Here is a 16,689-nt window from a genome sequence, read left to right as displayed (position 1 = left end):
TCAGACTCCATAGAGCCGGAAAGTGTCGCGGCCAGTCAGTTCGCGCACCGCCCCGAGGTAAACCAGCCGGTCGCAAAGACGCCGCGCGGCGCGGTCCGGCAAGGGCAGGGCACCGGGTGCCACCGCATCGCGGGTCAGGAACATGTCGACGGCGTCGCCTGCCCCCTTTGCCCGAAGCTTTGGTGCGACCGCTTTGAGATGCGCCGTCCGCCGCGCGAGGTCTGCGGCGAGACGCACGGCCTCGCGGGTCGATGAGATGAGCGCGCGATGACAGGCCAGGCGCAAATCGTCACCCCGCTTGCGCAGGTCTGTGCGTTTCAAACCCGCGGCCAGCAGCGGCACGACATGATCCCAACCAAGCGCCTGGGCGAGGGCGGCGTCCGCGAGGATCAACGCCGGGACTTCGGCACGGGGCGCCTCCGTCAGGACAGCATCCAGCACCACCACGGCACGGGTGACCGGTGCCCCATTTCCCGCATCCAGCCACGTAGCGATCTGGCACGACTCGAAGGTCGGTAAAACTCGGCTCAAAGCCTTGACCGATACCGACCATTCCACCGCGCGACGCCAGGCAAGGTAAGTTTCCCCCGCGGGACCAGGTAGATCGCCAGGGCGCAGAAGATGAATCGCGTCGCGCAGCTCTGGGGCTCTTTCCGGACGACCAGAAAACCCGACACATGCCTCGCCCGCTCGCAGCGCCAGCCGATCCCGCAACAAGGCTTTGGGGACCTCTTCGCGTCCCAACACAAGATGCAGGTGGTTCAGCGCCGCGCCCGACAAAAACGCTACATCTTCAAAGGCTTCAGGACGTGCCGAGGTGACCCATGCGGGCATCCGGGGTAGAGTGTCTGTGTCGATGGAGTATTCCGGTCGGGCAAATGTCATGACTGAAGCCTAAACCATCGCGGCGCTTTGCTCCAGAAAGTTGCACAGAAAACGCCTCACTCTACCTTTTGCCATTGTGTCCAATAACCTTGTGTTATCGGACATAAAATGATATACTCAAAAACATGGGTAGTCTCTCAAATAACAGCACCAAAACCGAGGGTTTGGGCGGGGCAGAGTCCGAGATTTCGAGCTCAGCACCTAATACCACGGCGAGCAGCGACGAACACGACGAGAGAACCTCTCGGGACCGAGCCTCAATCGCTCTGCCCGCCCATATGGCCGGTTCCGGCGCGCTCGACCGGCTGATCGATACCGCCCGGGACTACGCCGAGGCCTCGACGGCTGAGAACACCAACAAGGCCTACGCGGCCGACTGGAAACACTTCACCCGCTGGTGCCGACTGAAAGGCACGGAACCTCTGCCCCCCTCGCCCGAGATGATTGGACTTTATGTGGCTGATCTGGCTGCACCAGCCGGGAAGGTCCCTGCCCTTTCGGTCTCCACGATTGAGCGTCGTCTTTCGGGGCTTGCCTGGAACTACAGGCAGCGCGGGTTCACTCTTGATCGCAAGGACCGGCACATCGCCACCGTTCTGGCAGGGATCAAACGCAAGCATGCGCGCCCGCCGGTCCAGAAGGAAGCGATCCTGCCTGAGGACATCCAGGCCATGGTGGCCACCCTTCCCTACGATCTCCGCGGGCTCCGAGATCGGGCGCTCTTGCTCTTGGGCTATGCAGGCGGCCTGCGCCGTTCGGAGGTGGTCTGCCTCGATGTGCATAAGGACGATACACCGGACTCCGGCGGCTGGATCGAGGTCTTCGATGGCGGCGCCCTGCTCACCCTCAATGCCAAGACCGGCTGGCGCGAGGTCGAGGTCGGGCGTGGCTCAAGCGACCAGACCTGTCCCGTCCACGCGCTGGAGCAGTGGCTACACTTTGCCAAGATCGACTTTGGTCCGGTCTTCGTGCGCACATCGCGGGATGGCAAACGTGCCCTCGAGACCCGCCTTTCCGACAAGCACGTCGCACGGCTGGTCAAGGCAGCCGTTCTGAAGAGTGGCGTCAGATCTGATCTGCCGGAAGCTAAACGGTTGGCGATGTTCTCCGGCCATTCCTTGCGTGCCGGGCTCGCCTCGTCGGCAGAGGTTGATGAGCGCTATGTTCAAAAGCAACTCGGACATGCGTCGGCCGAGATGACCCGGCGCTACCAGCGCAGGCGCGACAGGTTCCGGGTGAACCTGACGAAGGCAGCCGGGTTGTGAGCCCCCTGCCTTGCCGCAGGCGCATGTTTGGGCGTTATCACTGTAGCCGCTCTGCGATCCACATCTTGATCAGTGCCTGACGGGTGATGCCGAGCTTCTGGGCCTGCCGGTCCAGACCTGCGACAACCCAGGTCGGGAAATCCACGTTCACCCGCTTGGCCTCGACATTGAGGCGGCGCGCCTTTGTCCAATCGACATGGGCGGACATGTCTTCGCCCGCCTCAAACCGTTCGTCGAATTCAGTCGCCTTCATAATGGTCAATCTCCTGCTTGCGAGCGCGGCGCACGGAAATGATCCGCACCCGGTCGCTCCGGTATGTGTAGACAGCCGTCCAGTGTCTGGCCCCGATCATGCCAACCGCCAGAAAGCGTGGCTCATCCGTGACGTTGGCAGGGGCCTCGATCAGATAAGGATCATCCCAGAGGGCCTGAGCCTCATCAAAGTCGATCCCGTGCTTTGCACGGTTCGCGGCACTCTTGTCGGGATCATACTCGAACTTCATGAGAATCAATATATGCCGAAAAAGTATAATTACTATACCTTTTGAGACAAATCAGCGCGAAATGAGACTGCCGCGCCACTCATGGCCACATCGCTGCGAGTCCACGGCGCGCGGCCCTTTGGTGAAGCTGTAAGCTAAAATACGAGGCGTGGGATTTCAGCTTACAGCTTCAATTGAAACGGGTAACTAAACGCGACAACCGGCTTGCGCGGTCTCTGTCGCACTTACTGGAGGTGATCGAACGTTTGGAGGCCAAGGGAGCTTTCTTCCGCTCGCTGCAGGATCCAATCGACACCGCCTCCCCTCAAGGAAAATTCACATTGCAGATTCTGGGCGCCGCGGCTGAGTTCGAGCGCGCGCTGATACGTGAGCGCACAAAGGCCGGGCTTGCCTCTGCGCGCGCCAAAGGGCGCGTTGGTGGCAATCCTGGGCTTCGCACCAAAGACCCCGCCGCGCTGCGCAAGGTGCGGCTGGCACGACAGGACGGCTACATGGAGCGCCTGAACGAAACCGCGCAGGATTGGGTGCCCCACGTGCGACGCCTACGGCCGGATATGGCCTGGGAAGATGTTTTGCGAATCATTAATGGCCCCCTGCCCCACGACCGGCACTGGACCCAAAGCCGGCTACTCCGTGCAGTGAAAGCCTATGTCCGCGACGGGTTTCTGCCCGCTGAAGTGCTGGCCCGCGCCAGACGCCGGGATACTGACGACCGCCTGCCGGCGATTATAGCTGCGATCAAGGGTGCCGATCCTGACATAACGCTGCAGGCGATCTGCGAGCGGCTGGAATCCATGCGTGAGCGCACGCCTCGTGGACGGACCAGCTGGCAGCCTTCTTCCGTGAGGATGCTGCTGGAACGTGCGGAAAAGCTAGGATTGTTGGCGTAGTTTAGAGAGCAACGTTATTCCATAGCCAATGAGATATCGCTCACCCCGTTCGCGAGCTCAGCAATCTGAAGGCTTCATTGACCGTATCTTCGAAAGGAGCGTCAAAGGGATATCACCTTGCACCACAGATCAAGCGCCTCGCAGCAGATCCTGCACGACCGATGGCTTCTTTGCGATCAAGGCCAGCAGGACTTGAGCAGGGCCCGTCGGGTGTCGACGCCCATGTTCCCAGTTCAAGAGCGTGCCTTTTGCTACTCCTATGCTTCGGGCGAATTCAGCCTGTGAGAGACCAGTTTTTTGGCGAACTTCGGCCACATCGACATCGACAACGGATACCTCATGGACCTTGGCGGCCGTCATGCTTCCATCTGCGAATGCCAAGGCCTCTTCCAGGCCTTTCGACACCGATTCATATGCAGTCATGTTGCGTCTCCATACCTTGCGACAAGCGCTTTGCTCATTTCGACTGCCCCGGCTTGTTCAGCCTTGGACAGGTTGGCCTTTTCGTTCTTGGCAAAGACCGTGATCAAAAAGATCGGCATATGGTTCCCGCCAAATACATAAAACGTCCTGAAACCGCCGCTCTTGCCGCCCCCAACTCTTGGGATGCGAATCTTGCGAAGCCCACCGCCGAGAGAAACCCCATCATCAGGATTGCCGGCAATGTAGTTGATTGCAGCCTCGCGCTCTTGTTCCGACATGATTGCTTTGGCGCGCCTTTGGAATTCGGGCAGTTCCACCACCGTCTGCAATCGTGTCATTCTAGGTTACCATTTATGCTTCGCTGACGTATAAGTCAATGGCACACGAACCGCGCTTAGCGCAACCCAGTTTGTGCCACTCTTGGATATTGCCCAACTGACAGCGTTTCGACCAGATGCTTGAGGCAAGGGTAGATCGCAGCTCGAGAGCGTCGAGTGGCTTGGTCTTTCGGAAAACAGCCCTGTCATCACGTGCCAGAAGAATGGATGCGGTGTCCTCCCGGCTGAACCCTGCATTCTTCCGACACTTAACGACCCCTGCGTTCAGCACCTGGACACTGGTCCGGGACCCCTGCCCTTGTATCTCCTCGGCCCGATCCTCCTTTGGATCGTCTGCAATTAGGTAGAAAACGGCATTCACATCTGCGGACTCAGCGTTCATGCACCGCGTCGCGACACATACGCGTCTCCTTGGGCAGCTTGCCCCGAAACCGCTTCAGTGCTTTGAGGATGTCATCCACGCGAGGCTTACGCCGAACACGCACAGCACCATCGTCTTTGACGAGGTCGATCTCATCACCTTCCTTCAAGCCGAGTTCAAGCACAAGTTCGGCGGGCAAACGGTCAGCTAGATAACTCCCCCATTTAACGACTTGCATCTTGTCCTCTCAAGGCATGGATAAAACAACGTTCAGTGTACATCCATCTCGCTCCACAAGCAAAGCCATCGCCCTGCACGTGCGGCGACGGAAATGCGCCGATCCGCCATCGCAACGGAACCTGTTGTCGTCCAAAAAAATTGAAGAATCATTCGGTTCGCACTGGTTCAGCGGTACCATTGACCAATAATGCCTGGTCTGTTTCTCAGCAGGTAAGGTTCCCTTTTTCGAAGAAGCACTCCATTAGTTCGAGTTTTTAATTCTCAATTTCAATATCTTAACCAAGATCCGGCAGCTTGATTGAAATTGGTGCTGTGGATAACTTTTGCACTACATCTAGATTCTTCTTGCCGGACTCGCTGGATCGTGGCATTCCCATTCTGACGGCAAATTGCGTCAGACGCGTTGTGCGTCGTCAAAATGATCAAGAGCCTTAACAGAGGCCAAGAGCGGGCGGCAGGATATGGATGATCGTAACGTTGAATATGCGCAAGGCATAGGCTCTTCTGACATCGGCACGTTTGCCGACAATCTGGCCGAGTCCTTGGATCGGCAGATGAAGATCGCCTTCGAACCCGAAGAGCGTAAAGCCTTGCGGCGTTTCAGTTCGACCGAAGTCGCCGGTCTCCTGCGCGTAAGCACGTCTAACCTGCGCAACCGGCACAAGGACGGTAGCTTCCCGGAAGTGCATACTGATAACCGCGGGCACCGCTTCTACACAGCCCAAGAAGTGGACGAACTGCGCAACATCTTGGAGCGCACAGGAAAGAACGCCGAATCGTATCGGCCAGGTCGACGCGATGGCGACCGACTTCAGGTGCTATCGGTCGTCAATTTCAAAGGTGGTTCGTCGAAAACAACAGCGACGATACATCTTGCACAGCGTTATGCCTTGCGCGGCTACCGTGTTTTGGTCCTGGATCTCGATCCGCAAGCAAGTTTGACCACATTTTTCGGCTTTCGCCCTGAGCTCGAGTTCGCCGAGGGCGGAACAATCTATGATGCTCTGAGATATGAGGATCAGGTTCCGCTCTCTGACGTGATCCAAAAGACCTACTTTCACAAACTCGACATGGTTCCGGCGGGCTTGATGCTCTCGGAGTACGAAACCGAGACAGCAAACGCGCTCGCCCGTCGGATGCAGCCCATTTTTGCGGAGCGCCTCGCCTTGGCGCTCGAGGAGGTAGAGGCAGATTACGACATCGTATTGATCGACTGCCCTCCTCAACTCGGCTTTCTGACTCTCACGGCATTGGCGGCCTCTACGGGGCTCCTGGTGACGGTCGTGCCAGGCATGCTGGATATCGCTTCCATGAGCCAATTCCTGAAACTTGCGTCAGAAACGGTAAAGGCCGTGGAAGAAGCGATTGGACGGCGTGTGACATGGGATTTCGTCAAATTCCTGATCACAAGGTATGAGCCGTCAGACGGGCCACAGACCCAAATGGCTGGCTACCTGAGATCAATTCTCGCCGGCCAGGTCATGACTGAACCCATGCTGAAGTCTACCGCAATCTCTGACGCCGGAATGACCCAGCAAACCGTCTACGAAGTTGATCCCGGCCAGTTCATCAGGAAAACGATTGATCGCGCTCTGACCAGCGTGAACGGCGTTGCCGATGAACTGGAGCAGACGATCCAAATGGCATGGGGGCGTCGCTGATGGCCAGAAACATTTTCAACCAACCTCCGAAGGACGGAAAAGAGAGCGCGGCTCCCTCCCCTACCCTGGAAAAAGCTGCAAAGCTGCCCGGCTCTGTTGGCGGATTGCGGGACTCCTTGCGCGAAATCACGGCCAATTCGATCCGGGACATCGAACCCGATCAGATTGACATGGATGGCCTTCGCGATCGGTTGGTGCTGGAAGATTCGAGTATCGACGAGCTTGCCGAGAGCATTCGCAAGCATGGCCAACAAGTGCCGATCATGGTCCGCCCATCGGGCCAACCCGACAGATACCGCATCATCTACGGTCGCCGTAGACTGGCGGCGATCCGCAAGATCGGAGGAACGGTCAAGGCAATCGTTCGCACATTGGACGACGACGCCTCGCTTATCGCACAGGGTCAAGAGAACAACCTTCGACTTGATCCTTCTTTCATAGAAAAATCTTTGTTTATCAAAGAGATGCAGGAAATTGGATATAAACCCGGCGTCATTCAGGATGCTTTGGGATTAACCCGGCAAGGCGTGTCCAACCACCGGGTCGTTATCGATCAACTGCCTGATGGGCTTGTTCAGCTTATCGGGCCGGCACATGGCATCGGAAGACGGCAGTGGGGTGATTTAGCGGCCCTATCGGGAAAGGTAGACTTGGTGAATTCGGCCAAAGAGGTGGTCGCCGCCCTGCCCGACGGCACTCCAAGCCCCGAGAGATTTCAGGCGGTCTATTCTGCTTGCTCGCACAAGGCGCGTGCAGACAAGAAACTGACCAGTAGCGGCGTGACGTCCGTCGTCATGAATGAGAGCGGCGACACTGTCGGAACGCTGACAGTCGATCAGAAAGCGATCGCCATCAAGATCGCCAAAAAGGACAACCCGGAATTCGGCCAGTGGCTCGAGGAGCGTGCGGAAGCTACGCTTTTGCAACTCTTCGATGAGTGGCGGAATGAGAGCGGCTCTGGGTCCTAACCCAGGCCAAATAGAGGAACCCGAGCAAAGGAGAAAAGCGAAGACCAGAAAGAAAAGAGCCCCCCAAAGTTTCCCCTGGAGAGCCCTCATCATTCGATTTGCACTCATGATGTAGCAACCTCCAGCAATCCGGTCAAGACTCACCGATTCGGTGAACCGATTTTTATTGCCTTTTCCCAGATAAAATCTTGGGAGGAGACAGGGAAGCTGTGGGCCAAACGGTCATCGTGATCAAATCATGGCATTTACAAAACTATCAATCGAGGCTGCTGGTGCAGATGCATCATGCGGCTCAATTCCCGCATCTGAAATCGATATCTGGACCATCTTCCGGGCCCTGAGAGACGCGCGCAGCGTGTTCGGACTTCGCCCTGGCCACATCCAGACCCTTCAAGCAATGCTCAGCTTTTTGAAACCTGGCCACGGCGAAACGGTTTTTGCATCAAATTACTCCATTTGTCAGCGCGTTGGCGGAATCGACGAACGGACACTCCGCAGGCACATCAACCGTTTCGTTGAACTTGGTTTCATCAAACGCAATGACAGCGCAAACCGAAAACGCTACCGTGTACGCTCTTCCCGCGGGGACTGCATCAGTTATGGTTTGTCTCTCGCCCCCCTACTCCAACGTGCAAGCGAACTAATCGCCATAGCACAAGAGATAGAGAATAATCGCCGGGACCGGATTTTTGTCCGGAAACAAATTCTTACAAAACTTGCACATCTAGAGGAACACGACCCAACAAACCCAATCATACACCACGCGCGCAAAGCCCTGAGGAGGAAGCTAAACCTCCCCGAATATCGCGCACTACTCGCCAACACGGACGCAGAATGCCAGAGTTTGTCCACTCCGGACGATTCACCAGAAACAATGCAACTGCCCGCCAATGACGGACAAACTGTCCGCCATCAATCTAAGTCCGAAGAAGAAAAAAAAGATTTAGAAGACATGGTGTCCAATGAAAGGCTGAAACCAGAACAGCTGACTTCAGTCTGTGACCAAGCAACCGCATTCGCCACAGAAAAGCTTCGGGATTGGATGGACATTGAAGCTCACGCTCGAAATCTTGCGCCAATGATGGGAATACACCCAGAAACGTTCGAAAAAGCAAAGAAAACTGTAGGAGCACAGAAAGCATCATGCGCGATTTTCATCATGCTACAGCTAGGACAACGCATCAGGGATTTTGGAGCCTACTTTCACAGTATCACTCTGGGCCAACGTCAAACCCAATTTGATCCAGTCCCTCTGATTAAACGCCTGTCCAGAACCAACGAGAGTGTCACCTAGTGTCCACCGCGGTGGACGTCCGACCGGAAACCACGCTTATGACCGCGCCATCTCTCCGAGCACTACAAAGGGGTCACCCCGAGACCCGCCCACGCGATGATGTGCGATCCTTCAGCTTGCCTCGGAACAGAAGATGTCCACCGCGGTGGACAAACTGGACACCAAGCGGGCACAGTGGCTCCCGCCGCCAATCCTTGAAGGATATGATCAGTGTTCTCTCGTTGTAATTCTAACGCTCCGCCGGCAGGTCAGCATCACCAAACAGGTTTGGAAAGAGCCTCTCTCGATAATCCAACGGAAACGCCAACCGCACCGGCGTCTTCGGAGATGCGGAGGTCAGGTATCCGGCGGCGGTCAGTTTGCTCAGCGTGTTGCGAGCAGTACGCTCGGACGTCTTGAGTACAATCTGCGCGCCGCCGCGTTCCAGTGCGCCATGCCGAAGTACCGCCGAGATCAGTTCCGGCGCACGTTTGTCATCGATGGTATCTGCAACAAGACGACGATACCGTTGGTCCAGTCCGCCGAGATCGAATAGTCTTGCTGAGAAGGTGATCTGGTCCAGCGTCACTTTCAGGAACCATTCACTGAACGTCTTCAGTGCCGCTTCTGACAGGTTTCCCCGTCCGTCGCGGTCTCCGCGGCGTGGACTGTCGGCCAGATCCATCATCCGTTTGTACTCGCCCCGATCGGTTAGCCCGCGCGCTAGCCCACGTGATACGGACCAGAGCCCCTGGCCACCAATCCCCGCTGTGAGGGCCATGGCATGAGACATCAGTCTGCTGACACGACCGTTGCCATCCGGGAAAGGGTGGATGTAGTTCAACCGGTGATGTGCAGACGCGATCGCGATGATCCGTCCGCTCGAAGACCGCGCCGCAATTTTAAACCGTTTGTCGAAGTGGTCCATGAATGCCGCGACGCGCGACGATGAAGGAGGTAGGTGACGTCCGACTGCGACTTCCCGATCATCATCCTGGCGCATGCGTCCCGGAACGATGGACTCTTGTGTGCCATCGGGATGTTCGATGACCCGAAACTCATCAGGCATCTCGTCGTAGAAGCTCTTATGGACCCAAGTCAGGAATTCGACGGATGTGGGGCGGGGCAGGGTGCCTTTGCGATGCATCTCGTCGACGGCCCGCTGAACGATGACGTGCGCCCGGGCCTCAAGGGCGAGGGGACGGGTTTCTTCCTCAAGCTCGGCACCAGCCAGCGCCCTTTCGATGTCGCGGGGGCGCGTGTTGTGTCCTTCGATCAGGTTGGAGTAGTAGCAGTTCATCACACGGACGAGATCGGCAAGTTCGGCTGCGCTGTCAGGATGCAACCCTTGTCCCAGCCCGGTGGCTTCCCTCTGGATGTCGACCGAAAGGTCTGCCAGTTCTGTAGGAATATGCTCCTCGAAGAAGCAGGGTTCGATCCTGGCGGGTGTTTCCAGCATTTGCCGATCTTCCATGTTTGCAAAGTAATTGAAAAATAAACACATTTCGAACTTTCAAGCAAGGTTTTGCCGATATGCATTGCCGATCTTGGTTGCCGATCTAGAATTGCTGCATGAAATCAATGCCTTCGGCAGATGTGCCGGGCTTTTCGGTTTTGTTGTGTGCCCAAGGGGGCCGTAGAAAGTGAAAGTGTTCTTCGGGTTTTGTGACTGACGGATGTGGGCCTTTGGGGTCCCTCAGATGGGTCCGGGCCGGATTTCGGTCTGTCTTTCCCGATAAAGGGCATTCCTATGCAAACAGATGTCTTGCGCGTGCTGCGCGCGACCGCTGCCTCCTGGTGGCGGCACAAGGAACTGCGCCGAACTGGCCAGCTAGAATTGGCACGGCGGCTCGAACGCAAGACCGTGTTGCGTGATCTCGGCTATCTCAGGCAGGCGGCGACGCTGCCGAATGCCCATGTGATCTGCGGAGAGGGCGGGACATTCATCCATCTTGATTGGACTACCGTTTCGACTCTCGCGCCGATCGAGCGCTTTCCATTGGCCACTCTTGCGGTCGCACGAGGGACCCCGTTCATCGATATCCGACCCGTCACCGATGTCATCGCCTTCGCGAACTTGCCGCGGGTGGCGCGGGACGGATCGGGCGACCCTGAACCTTCGGGTTCCGGCAAGTCCGTGTCGCTGACCACCTACATCGACACGGTCGAAGCCCTCGGTGCCTGGATCATCAACGATCCGCGGTCCCATCAGTCACCCTGATCACCACTTACTCTCACCAAACCTCGAAAGGACGCCAGCCATGGCCCGATCCCGCACGCCCAAATTCGATGCCTCCGAGGTCATCACAAACGAAATCATCCGCATCATCGAGCGCGGCGTCCTGCCGTGGCGCAAGCCATGGACCGCAGGTGGCAGCTCTCGTCCCCTGCGCGTGGGCGGGGAACCCTACCAGGGAGTGAACAACTTCCTGCTGACGATGCGGACCGTGATGGCGGGCCACAGCTCGCCCTTCTGGATGACGTTGCCGCAGGCCAATGCGTTGGACGCAAAGGTCCGCAAGGGCGAGAAATCCTCTGTCGTCGTCTATTACAGCCAAAGCCGGAAAGACGCGGGCGGCGAGGACGACCGCAGCGACGGCGATGATCGCTCCGAGGAAGCCCACATCTTCCGCTTCCAGAAAGCCTACCGCGTGTTCAATGCCTGCCAGATCGAGGGCCTGCCCGACAGTTTCTACCCCGACCCTGAGCCCGCGCCCGAGCATCCGCCGTCCGAGCCCATCCCGCACATGCAGGCGTTTTTCGATGCCATCGACATCACGACCGTCTTCACAGGAACGGAAGCGTACTATTTGCCCCCCGTGGACAAGGTTTACATGCCATCCATCACGCGGTTCCAGGACCCGCGCAATTTCTACGGGGTCTGGGCCCATGAGCTGGCCCATGCCACGAAAGCCCCCCATCGACTGAACCGTGATTTCGGGTTCTCGAAGTTTGGCAACACGTCCTATGCGCGCGAGGAGATCGTCGCGGAATTGACCTCGGTGTTCCTGGGTCAGACGCTCGGCTTCAGCCAGACCGTCCGGATCCGAGTGTGATCGCGGCGCAGAACGACGCGTTTCGCAAGCTCGCATGCCTTGGAGTGCCGCCTGCGCAGCCCATCCAGGGCCGGATGCATGTCACCCGCTCGCTTATGGAGGCCGGCGATGGCTTCATGGCCGAGGCGGTGAAGGCCACCGGTGAGTTTGCTACGTTCGAGCCTGAGAATGACCCGGAAGGCTGGCACGATTTCGGGGCGGTCGAGATCCGGGGCGAGACCGTGTTCTGGAAAATCGATCTCTATGAAGCAGACTCGGATTTCCGCTACGGGGCTGAGACCCCGGACAATCCCGCCACCACCATGCGCGTGCTGACCATCATGCTGGCGCGCGACTGGTAGGGCAGGGGACTCCTCCCCCTGACATCTGAGACGATGAAGGCCCACTGACCCCTCAAAGGGAAAGTGGGCCTTTTGTCGTGGTGATCCCTGAAGCCGGGGATTGGTCACGCGCAAGCGCGCGGGCCGCATCTCACCCACCTGGAAGGATATCCCATGACCACAAGCTTTGCCCCTCTCACCGTCGCTATCGGCGATCTCGTCCCGCATCCCGCCAATGTGCGCAGCAACTCCCCGGAAACCTATGACTCCGAGAACATCGCGCATCTGAAGGCCAGCATCGCTGTGCTGGGCCTGCTCCAGCCGCTCCTCGTCCAGAAGCTTGACGGCAAATATGCTGTCCTCGCCGGTGGCCGACGCCATGCCGCGCTGAAGGAGCTGATCGCCGACAAGGTCGGCTCCACCTGGTATGCGGCGGCAAGGGTCACCAATCTCGACGGCACCCCTGTCGAAGACACGACCTATGTCACCGATGCGGATGGCTCCGTCACGTTCGGGGCTGTCTTCCTCACCCGATACGATGACGGCTGCTGGGGCTACAAGGACATGGAGGAAAGTGCTGGCCCGAACGATTCTCGTGCTCCCCTTGGGCTAATCGAGCTTCTCTCCGACCTGAAAGACCCGGACAGCTACGCCCAGGACTGGCGTCAGCGCTGCCGGAATTGGGCTGCAATCCCGGACTACGAGGAAGGCGACAAGATCAGGCTCGCCACGCCCGTGACGCTCACCGATGGCAGTGCATGCCAGATCGTCACCGCGACGCACTACAGGCGGGGCCGGCAGAAACGCCGTTGCTACCGCATCGAGGAAACCGGTGGGCTCGTACGCCTGTCGAAGGCCTCGCTTGCGGGCTCGGAGCTGCTCAGCTCCGCGAAAGTCGCGACCAGTCCTGTGCTGGCGGAGTTCCTGGCGGGGCAGGGTGGCTGAGTTTCCCGCTGAGACAACACCACGGGACCACGCGCGCACATACTGCCGACTTGAATTCGTATCTCAAATGAGATACATCACTCCCATCAACTGGAGGACCATCCATGCCTGCCCAAACATCCATGCTTCATGTCCGTGTTGACGATCAGCTGAAAGCACAGGCTTCGGACGCACTCGCGGGCGTCGGTCTGACGCTCTCCGATGCGGTGCGTATTCTTCTGACCCGCGTAGCCGCAGAAGGCGGATTGCCTGCCGGATTGACCGCTGATCCGGATGCCTATGACGCCTGGTTCAGGGCGAAGGTACAGGAAGCGCTGGACGATCCAAGGCCCACAACGCCCCATGCCAAGGCGATGCAAGACGCCCAGGCATTGATTGATGGGAAGCGCCTTGCCAAATCTTGAATGGAAAGCCACGGCCATAGCCGACTTGCTGGCAATCATTGACTACATCTCTGACGACAACCCGGATGCCGCCCAAGTTCTCAAAGACGAGATTGAACACAAGACGTCCCTCCTTCCAGAACGCCCTCAGATGTACCGCGCGGGCCGTGTGGACGGGACTAGGGAGATGGTTGTTCGGCCGAACTACATCGTGGTTTATGCTGAAAGCCCTGAGATAGTGACCATTTTGCGCGTTCTTCATGCTGCGCAGCAGTGGCCATGATCGGGGTGCAGGCCCCCCGCTAAGTAATTGCCCGCTCTACGCCTTCAAAGTGTAGAGCGGGCTTTTTGTCCTTTGGAACTCAGACCCTGATCCAAAGGAATTCCCCATGTCCAAGCCTTTCTCAACGCTCCCCAATCCTGTTGAATCCGACGCTAACCTTACCTCTGCCCTCGCGCAGATCGGCGCGGAGGTCGAAAACCAGCCCCTGCGCAGTTCAGCGCTCGCGCGTATCATGCGCGAGACGTTCCATGGCAGCGATGCCGGCGGTGCCTGGGACTGGCGCATGGCCTATGACCTGATGCAGGCCGCGGCTGTTCAGGTGCTGCTGCGTGGGGATGGCGCGGCAGGTGACATCGCCGCTGCAAGGCTGCTTGTCTCGCGGCTCCTGACGGAAACCCGCCGCTCCGAGCAGCAGATCCGGCTGCAGCAGTTTTCCACGCCGCTGCCATTTGCGGCGCTGGTCTTGCGGGCCACGGCGATCCGCAAGGGCGAGACTGTTCTGGAGCCCTCGGCTGGCACCGGTGCCCTGGCTGCTTTCGCTGCCCGGGCCGGTGCCACGCTTGTGCTCAATGAAATCGACCCCTTTCGCCAGCGCCTTCTGCGCGCGGTTTTCGGCGGCGAGGTCACAGGTCATGACGGCGAGCATATCGATGATCTGCTGCAGACGCCGGTTCTACCCGACGTCGTGGTGATGAACCCGCCCTTCGCCTCCTCGGTCGATCGCTCCCGAGACAAGCACATCGCCGCCAAGCATCTCATCGCGGCTGCAAAGCGCCTGGCACCCGGCGGACGGCTGGTGGCGATCATGCCGTCGGGATTCACGCCCGAACGCGATGCCGCGCATTGGTCCCGCGCCTGCGGTCTCCTCACGCCGCGACTGGCGCTGACGATGCCGGGGCAAGTCTACCGCAAGCTTGGCACCTCTGTCGAAACCCAGCTGATGGTCTTCGACAAGGTGCAGGAGGACGGCGAGATGATCCGCGCCATTGTGTGCGATCTGGATGAGGCCCTTCCTTTTGTCGACTCCGTGGCCGCGACCCGGACCGAGATGCGCCACGTACAACAGGCGGCAGCGGTTACTACTGCGCGACCGACCGTTGCACCATCTGCCCCGCGCAAGACCGCCGCTGCGCCTGTTGCCGCCTCCAAACCCCGAGCCAATGCCGTCCGTCCGCTCAGCTTCACAAGCTTTGAGACCCCTCGCGACAACACGCCGGTCTCGGACATCTATGCGCGCTACCGTCCGCAGCGGATCGAGATCGCGGGTGCGCAGGAACATCCCACCCCGCTCGTTGAAAGCATCGCCATGGCCTCGGTTGCCCCGCCCATGCCCTCAAACACGGGCAGTGATGCCTTGCGCCTGCCCGCACGGTTGATCGAGGAGGGAGATCTTTCCGAGGCACAGCTCGAGACCATCATCATGGCGCATGATGCCCATGCCCTTCCCATCCACATGCAGAACGCGCTCTTTGGCGAGTTCATGCGCCGGATCGCTGATCAGACCGAACGCGCGCGGGCGGCGGGCACGCTCGATCTCGGCGTCGAAACCCTGCGCGGCGAAAAGATCGAGCAGGTCTCCACAGAGGATCTCTGGACCTGCCCAAAATCCGGCGCGGTGACGCGGATCATCGGGCTCGAGGTCACGGATCCGGTGCATGTCCTTGACGCCGAAGAGGCCATGTCGCGCAATCCGGACAAGCTGCCCATGGTCAATCGCGCCTCCGGTCGCGCGGCGCTCATCTCGGCGCGCCCCATGCAGATGTATGACGAAGACATCGTCACGCTGATGCGCAAGGTTGTGCGGCCAAACGGGTCGAGCTACCTGGAGGAGGCGCGGTTCACGTCTTCGGCCTGGGAAGAGATCGACAGGCCTGAGTTCGCACGGCTTTGGGATGCCGAGGCTGCGTCCCTGCCAAAAACCACCACGACCAAGCTCTACCTGCTGACCGGACTGCTGCTGCCAATCTGGAAGGACATTCCGACCACCAATGAGCGCATCTACCGCGTCACGCCGGACGGGGCGACCGCCATGATCGGGCGCACCCTGAGCGAGGAAGGGGCGGCCGCGCTGCGCGCCCGCTTCCTCGTCTCCAACCCGCAAACGCCGCTGGAGATGCTGACCGCCGCCCTTGGCACCACCGCGCCTGTCGATCTGGGCCGGGGTCTGACCCTGACCCGTCGCCGTGTCGCAGGCGAGATGCGCCTTGAGTTGGGCGGTGCGGATCGGGGCATGATTGATGGCCTCAAGGCCATGGGGTGTTTCACGGAGATCATCGCCTTCCAGCTGCGGGTGTTCCTGCCGCATGGGGACGGGATCGACACGGGAAGCATTCTGGCCCGGATCGTGGGGCAGGAAGCCGCCATGACGTCAGAACAAGCCGCCTGAAAAGTCAAAGCGAGCTTCCGGTTGGGCGGCGTGGATCGGGATTTGGCCGATCTGCGCTTTCCGGGCGCGCGCTGACCAATGCCAGGCCCGGCCCCCCAAATTCAGACAAGAGGACGGAACCATGACCAATCCCCAGATCGATTATGCCGCAATGGCGGCTCAGTGGCGCGCGGAGCGCGAAACCACCTTGAAGGCATCCCGAACGGAGCTGCTCGCGCAACTACGTGCGCTTGGCATCAGCGAGGTCACTGCCGAATACGAAGGCTATGGCGACTCTGGCAATGTCGAGGATGTGACGGTGCAGCCTGCAGAGGTCAAACTGCCGGAGCCGCTTGCCACAGAGGTTGGCGACTTCGCCTGGTCGCTCGCCTATCACCATCACCCGGGGTTCGAGAACAACGAGGGCGGCTACGGCACGCTGACCTGGGACTTGCGCAACGACAGCATCACCCTCGATCATGCAGATCGCTTTGTCGAATGCTCGCACAGCTATGACGAGGGGATTTGAG

18 protein-coding genes and 2 pseudogenes are annotated in these 16,689 nt (G+C 59.0%); 13 read left to right on the top strand and 7 right to left on the bottom strand.

What is annotated here, in order from left to right:
- On the bottom strand, positions 1-885 hold the full coding sequence (locus V8359_RS18280) for a DUF1403 family protein (RefSeq protein ID WP_336430554.1): 885 nt from the start codon (positions 883-885) through the stop codon (positions 1-3).
- Positions 886-1,163: 278 nt separating this feature from the next.
- On the opposite strand from V8359_RS18280, the gene V8359_RS18275 reads away from it, so the two are divergent.
- Positions 1,164-2,150, top strand: coding sequence for a tyrosine-type recombinase/integrase (locus V8359_RS18275; protein WP_336430552.1), 987 nt, complete (start codon positions 1,164-1,166; stop codon positions 2,148-2,150).
- A 37-nt stretch (positions 2,151-2,187) separates the two neighbouring features.
- Here V8359_RS18275 and brnA read toward each other — a convergent pair whose 3' ends face one another.
- Both brnA and V8359_RS18265 read right to left on the bottom strand, forming a co-directional pair.
- Positions 2,188-2,403 (bottom strand): type II toxin-antitoxin system BrnA family antitoxin, encoded by a 216-nt coding sequence (gene brnA / locus V8359_RS18270; RefSeq protein ID WP_336430551.1) that lies wholly within the window; start codon positions 2,401-2,403, stop codon positions 2,188-2,190.
- The gene (locus V8359_RS18265; RefSeq protein ID WP_336430550.1) at positions 2,390-2,653 is read right to left on the bottom strand and encodes a BrnT family toxin; all 264 of its coding nucleotides are present in this window, start codon (positions 2,651-2,653) and stop codon (positions 2,390-2,392) included. Before V8359_RS18265 ends, brnA begins: the two co-directional genes overlap by 14 nt.
- Before the next feature lie 182 nt (positions 2,654-2,835).
- On the opposite strand from V8359_RS18265, the pseudogene V8359_RS18260 reads away from it, so the two are divergent.
- A pseudogene (locus V8359_RS18260) lies at positions 2,836-3,543 on the top strand (recombinase family protein); the annotation flags it as partial.
- Positions 3,544-3,672: 129 nt separating this feature from the next.
- Here the strand turns inward: V8359_RS18260 and V8359_RS18255 are convergent.
- The 3 genes from V8359_RS18255 to V8359_RS18245 all read right to left on the bottom strand — a co-directional run bounded on the left by V8359_RS18255 (position 3,673) and on the right by V8359_RS18245 (position 4,903).
- Entirely contained in the window at positions 3,673-3,966 is a 294-nt protein-coding gene (locus tag V8359_RS18255) for a helix-turn-helix domain-containing protein (protein WP_336430549.1), read from the bottom strand.
- A complete protein-coding gene (locus V8359_RS18250) occupies positions 3,963-4,304 on the bottom strand; it encodes a type II toxin-antitoxin system RelE/ParE family toxin (protein WP_336430548.1) in 342 nt (113 codons plus the stop codon). Before V8359_RS18250 ends, V8359_RS18255 begins: the two co-directional genes overlap by 4 nt.
- Before the next feature lie 371 nt (positions 4,305-4,675).
- Positions 4,676-4,903 carry an AbrB/MazE/SpoVT family DNA-binding domain-containing protein gene (locus V8359_RS18245; RefSeq protein WP_336430547.1) on the bottom strand — a complete coding sequence of 76 codons (228 nt, stop codon included), beginning with the start codon at positions 4,901-4,903 and terminating at the stop codon, positions 4,676-4,678.
- A 463-nt stretch (positions 4,904-5,366) separates the two neighbouring features.
- Between V8359_RS18245 and repA the strand changes: the two genes are divergently transcribed.
- The 3 genes from repA to repC all read left to right on the top strand — a co-directional run bounded on the left by repA (position 5,367) and on the right by repC (position 8,828).
- The gene (gene repA, locus V8359_RS18240) at positions 5,367-6,566 is read left to right on the top strand and encodes a plasmid partitioning protein RepA (protein ID WP_336430546.1); all 1,200 of its coding nucleotides are present in this window, start codon (positions 5,367-5,369) and stop codon (positions 6,564-6,566) included.
- Positions 6,566-7,534, top strand: a complete 969-nt coding sequence (gene repB, locus V8359_RS18235; protein ID WP_336430545.1) for a plasmid partitioning protein RepB — start codon at positions 6,566-6,568, stop codon at positions 7,532-7,534. Before repA ends, repB begins: the two co-directional genes overlap by 1 nt.
- A gap of 238 nt (positions 7,535-7,772) precedes the next feature.
- A complete protein-coding gene (gene repC, locus V8359_RS18230; protein ID WP_336430544.1) occupies positions 7,773-8,828 on the top strand; it encodes a plasmid replication protein RepC in 1,056 nt (351 codons plus the stop codon).
- Between the two features lie 229 nt (positions 8,829-9,057).
- Here repC and V8359_RS18225 read toward each other — a convergent pair whose 3' ends face one another.
- Entirely contained in the window at positions 9,058-10,266 is a 1,209-nt protein-coding gene (locus tag V8359_RS18225) for a Fic family protein (protein ID WP_336430543.1), read from the bottom strand.
- Positions 10,267-10,557: 291 nt separating this feature from the next.
- On the opposite strand from V8359_RS18225, the gene V8359_RS18220 reads away from it, so the two are divergent.
- From V8359_RS18220 to V8359_RS18185, 8 genes and pseudogenes are all read left to right on the top strand, one after another.
- Positions 10,558-11,028, top strand: coding sequence for a hypothetical protein (locus V8359_RS18220; RefSeq protein ID WP_336430542.1), 471 nt, complete (start codon positions 10,558-10,560; stop codon positions 11,026-11,028).
- Positions 11,029-11,068: 40 nt separating this feature from the next.
- Positions 11,069-11,839 (top strand): annotated as a pseudogene (locus tag V8359_RS18215) (ArdC family protein); the annotation flags it as partial.
- Entirely contained in the window at positions 11,800-12,204 is a 405-nt protein-coding gene (locus V8359_RS18210) for a DUF3768 domain-containing protein (protein WP_336430596.1), read from the top strand. The pseudogene V8359_RS18215 and the gene V8359_RS18210, both read left to right, overlap by 40 nt.
- A gap of 153 nt (positions 12,205-12,357) precedes the next feature.
- Positions 12,358-13,128 carry a ParB/RepB/Spo0J family partition protein gene (locus V8359_RS18205; protein WP_336430540.1) on the top strand — a complete coding sequence of 257 codons (771 nt, stop codon included), beginning with the start codon at positions 12,358-12,360 and terminating at the stop codon, positions 13,126-13,128.
- A 104-nt stretch (positions 13,129-13,232) separates the two neighbouring features.
- Positions 13,233-13,532: a type II toxin-antitoxin system RelB/DinJ family antitoxin gene (locus tag V8359_RS18200; RefSeq protein ID WP_044353023.1), complete on the top strand. Its 300-nt coding sequence runs from the start codon at positions 13,233-13,235 to the stop codon at positions 13,530-13,532.
- Positions 13,519-13,794 carry a type II toxin-antitoxin system RelE/ParE family toxin gene (locus V8359_RS18195; RefSeq protein WP_336430535.1) on the top strand — a complete coding sequence of 92 codons (276 nt, stop codon included), beginning with the start codon at positions 13,519-13,521 and terminating at the stop codon, positions 13,792-13,794. Before V8359_RS18200 ends, V8359_RS18195 begins: the two co-directional genes overlap by 14 nt.
- Before the next feature lie 106 nt (positions 13,795-13,900).
- Positions 13,901-16,180 carry a strawberry notch-like NTP hydrolase domain-containing protein gene (locus tag V8359_RS18190; RefSeq protein WP_336430534.1) on the top strand — a complete coding sequence of 760 codons (2,280 nt, stop codon included), beginning with the start codon at positions 13,901-13,903 and terminating at the stop codon, positions 16,178-16,180.
- A 121-nt stretch (positions 16,181-16,301) separates the two neighbouring features.
- Entirely contained in the window at positions 16,302-16,688 is a 387-nt protein-coding gene (locus tag V8359_RS18185) for a DUF6878 family protein (RefSeq protein ID WP_336430533.1), read from the top strand.
- Position 16,689: the final 1 nt, after the last annotated feature.

The sequence above is a fragment of the Roseovarius sp. E0-M6 genome, assembly GCF_037083845.1.
In the GTDB taxonomy this organism is placed as follows: Bacteria; Pseudomonadota; Alphaproteobacteria; order Rhodobacterales; family Rhodobacteraceae; genus Roseovarius.
Note: the sequence above shows the minus strand (reverse complement) of the source record. Positions and strands in the feature narration are given on the sequence as shown.

What these genes read in the sequence shown, in the direction of transcription:
- V8359_RS18280 (WP_336430554.1), bottom strand. Translation starts at nt 885, where the DNA reads ATGACATTTGCCCGACCGGAATACTCCATCGACACAGACACTCTACCC.
- V8359_RS18275 (WP_336430552.1), top strand. Translation starts at nt 1,164, where the DNA reads ATGGCCGGTTCCGGCGCGCTCGACCGGCTGATCGATACCGCCCGGGAC.
- brnA (WP_336430551.1), bottom strand. Translation starts at nt 2,403, where the DNA reads ATGAAGGCGACTGAATTCGACGAACGGTTTGAGGCGGGCGAAGACATG.
- V8359_RS18265 (WP_336430550.1), bottom strand. Translation starts at nt 2,653, where the DNA reads ATGAAGTTCGAGTATGATCCCGACAAGAGTGCCGCGAACCGTGCAAAG.
- V8359_RS18255 (WP_336430549.1), bottom strand. Translation starts at nt 3,966, where the DNA reads ATGACTGCATATGAATCGGTGTCGAAAGGCCTGGAAGAGGCCTTGGCA.
- V8359_RS18250 (WP_336430548.1), bottom strand. Translation starts at nt 4,304, where the DNA reads ATGACACGATTGCAGACGGTGGTGGAACTGCCCGAATTCCAAAGGCGC.
- V8359_RS18245 (WP_336430547.1), bottom strand. Translation starts at nt 4,903, where the DNA reads ATGCAAGTCGTTAAATGGGGGAGTTATCTAGCTGACCGTTTGCCCGCC.
- repA (WP_336430546.1), top strand. Translation starts at nt 5,367, where the DNA reads ATGGATGATCGTAACGTTGAATATGCGCAAGGCATAGGCTCTTCTGAC.
- repB (WP_336430545.1), top strand. Translation starts at nt 6,566, where the DNA reads ATGGCCAGAAACATTTTCAACCAACCTCCGAAGGACGGAAAAGAGAGC.
- repC (WP_336430544.1), top strand. Translation starts at nt 7,773, where the DNA reads ATGGCATTTACAAAACTATCAATCGAGGCTGCTGGTGCAGATGCATCA.
- V8359_RS18225 (WP_336430543.1), bottom strand. Translation starts at nt 10,266, where the DNA reads ATGCTGGAAACACCCGCCAGGATCGAACCCTGCTTCTTCGAGGAGCAT.
- V8359_RS18220 (WP_336430542.1), top strand. Translation starts at nt 10,558, where the DNA reads ATGCAAACAGATGTCTTGCGCGTGCTGCGCGCGACCGCTGCCTCCTGG.
- V8359_RS18205 (WP_336430540.1), top strand. Translation starts at nt 12,358, where the DNA reads ATGACCACAAGCTTTGCCCCTCTCACCGTCGCTATCGGCGATCTCGTC.
- V8359_RS18200 (WP_044353023.1), top strand. Translation starts at nt 13,233, where the DNA reads ATGCCTGCCCAAACATCCATGCTTCATGTCCGTGTTGACGATCAGCTG.
- V8359_RS18190 (WP_336430534.1), top strand. Translation starts at nt 13,901, where the DNA reads ATGTCCAAGCCTTTCTCAACGCTCCCCAATCCTGTTGAATCCGACGCT.
- V8359_RS18185 (WP_336430533.1), top strand. Translation starts at nt 16,302, where the DNA reads ATGACCAATCCCCAGATCGATTATGCCGCAATGGCGGCTCAGTGGCGC.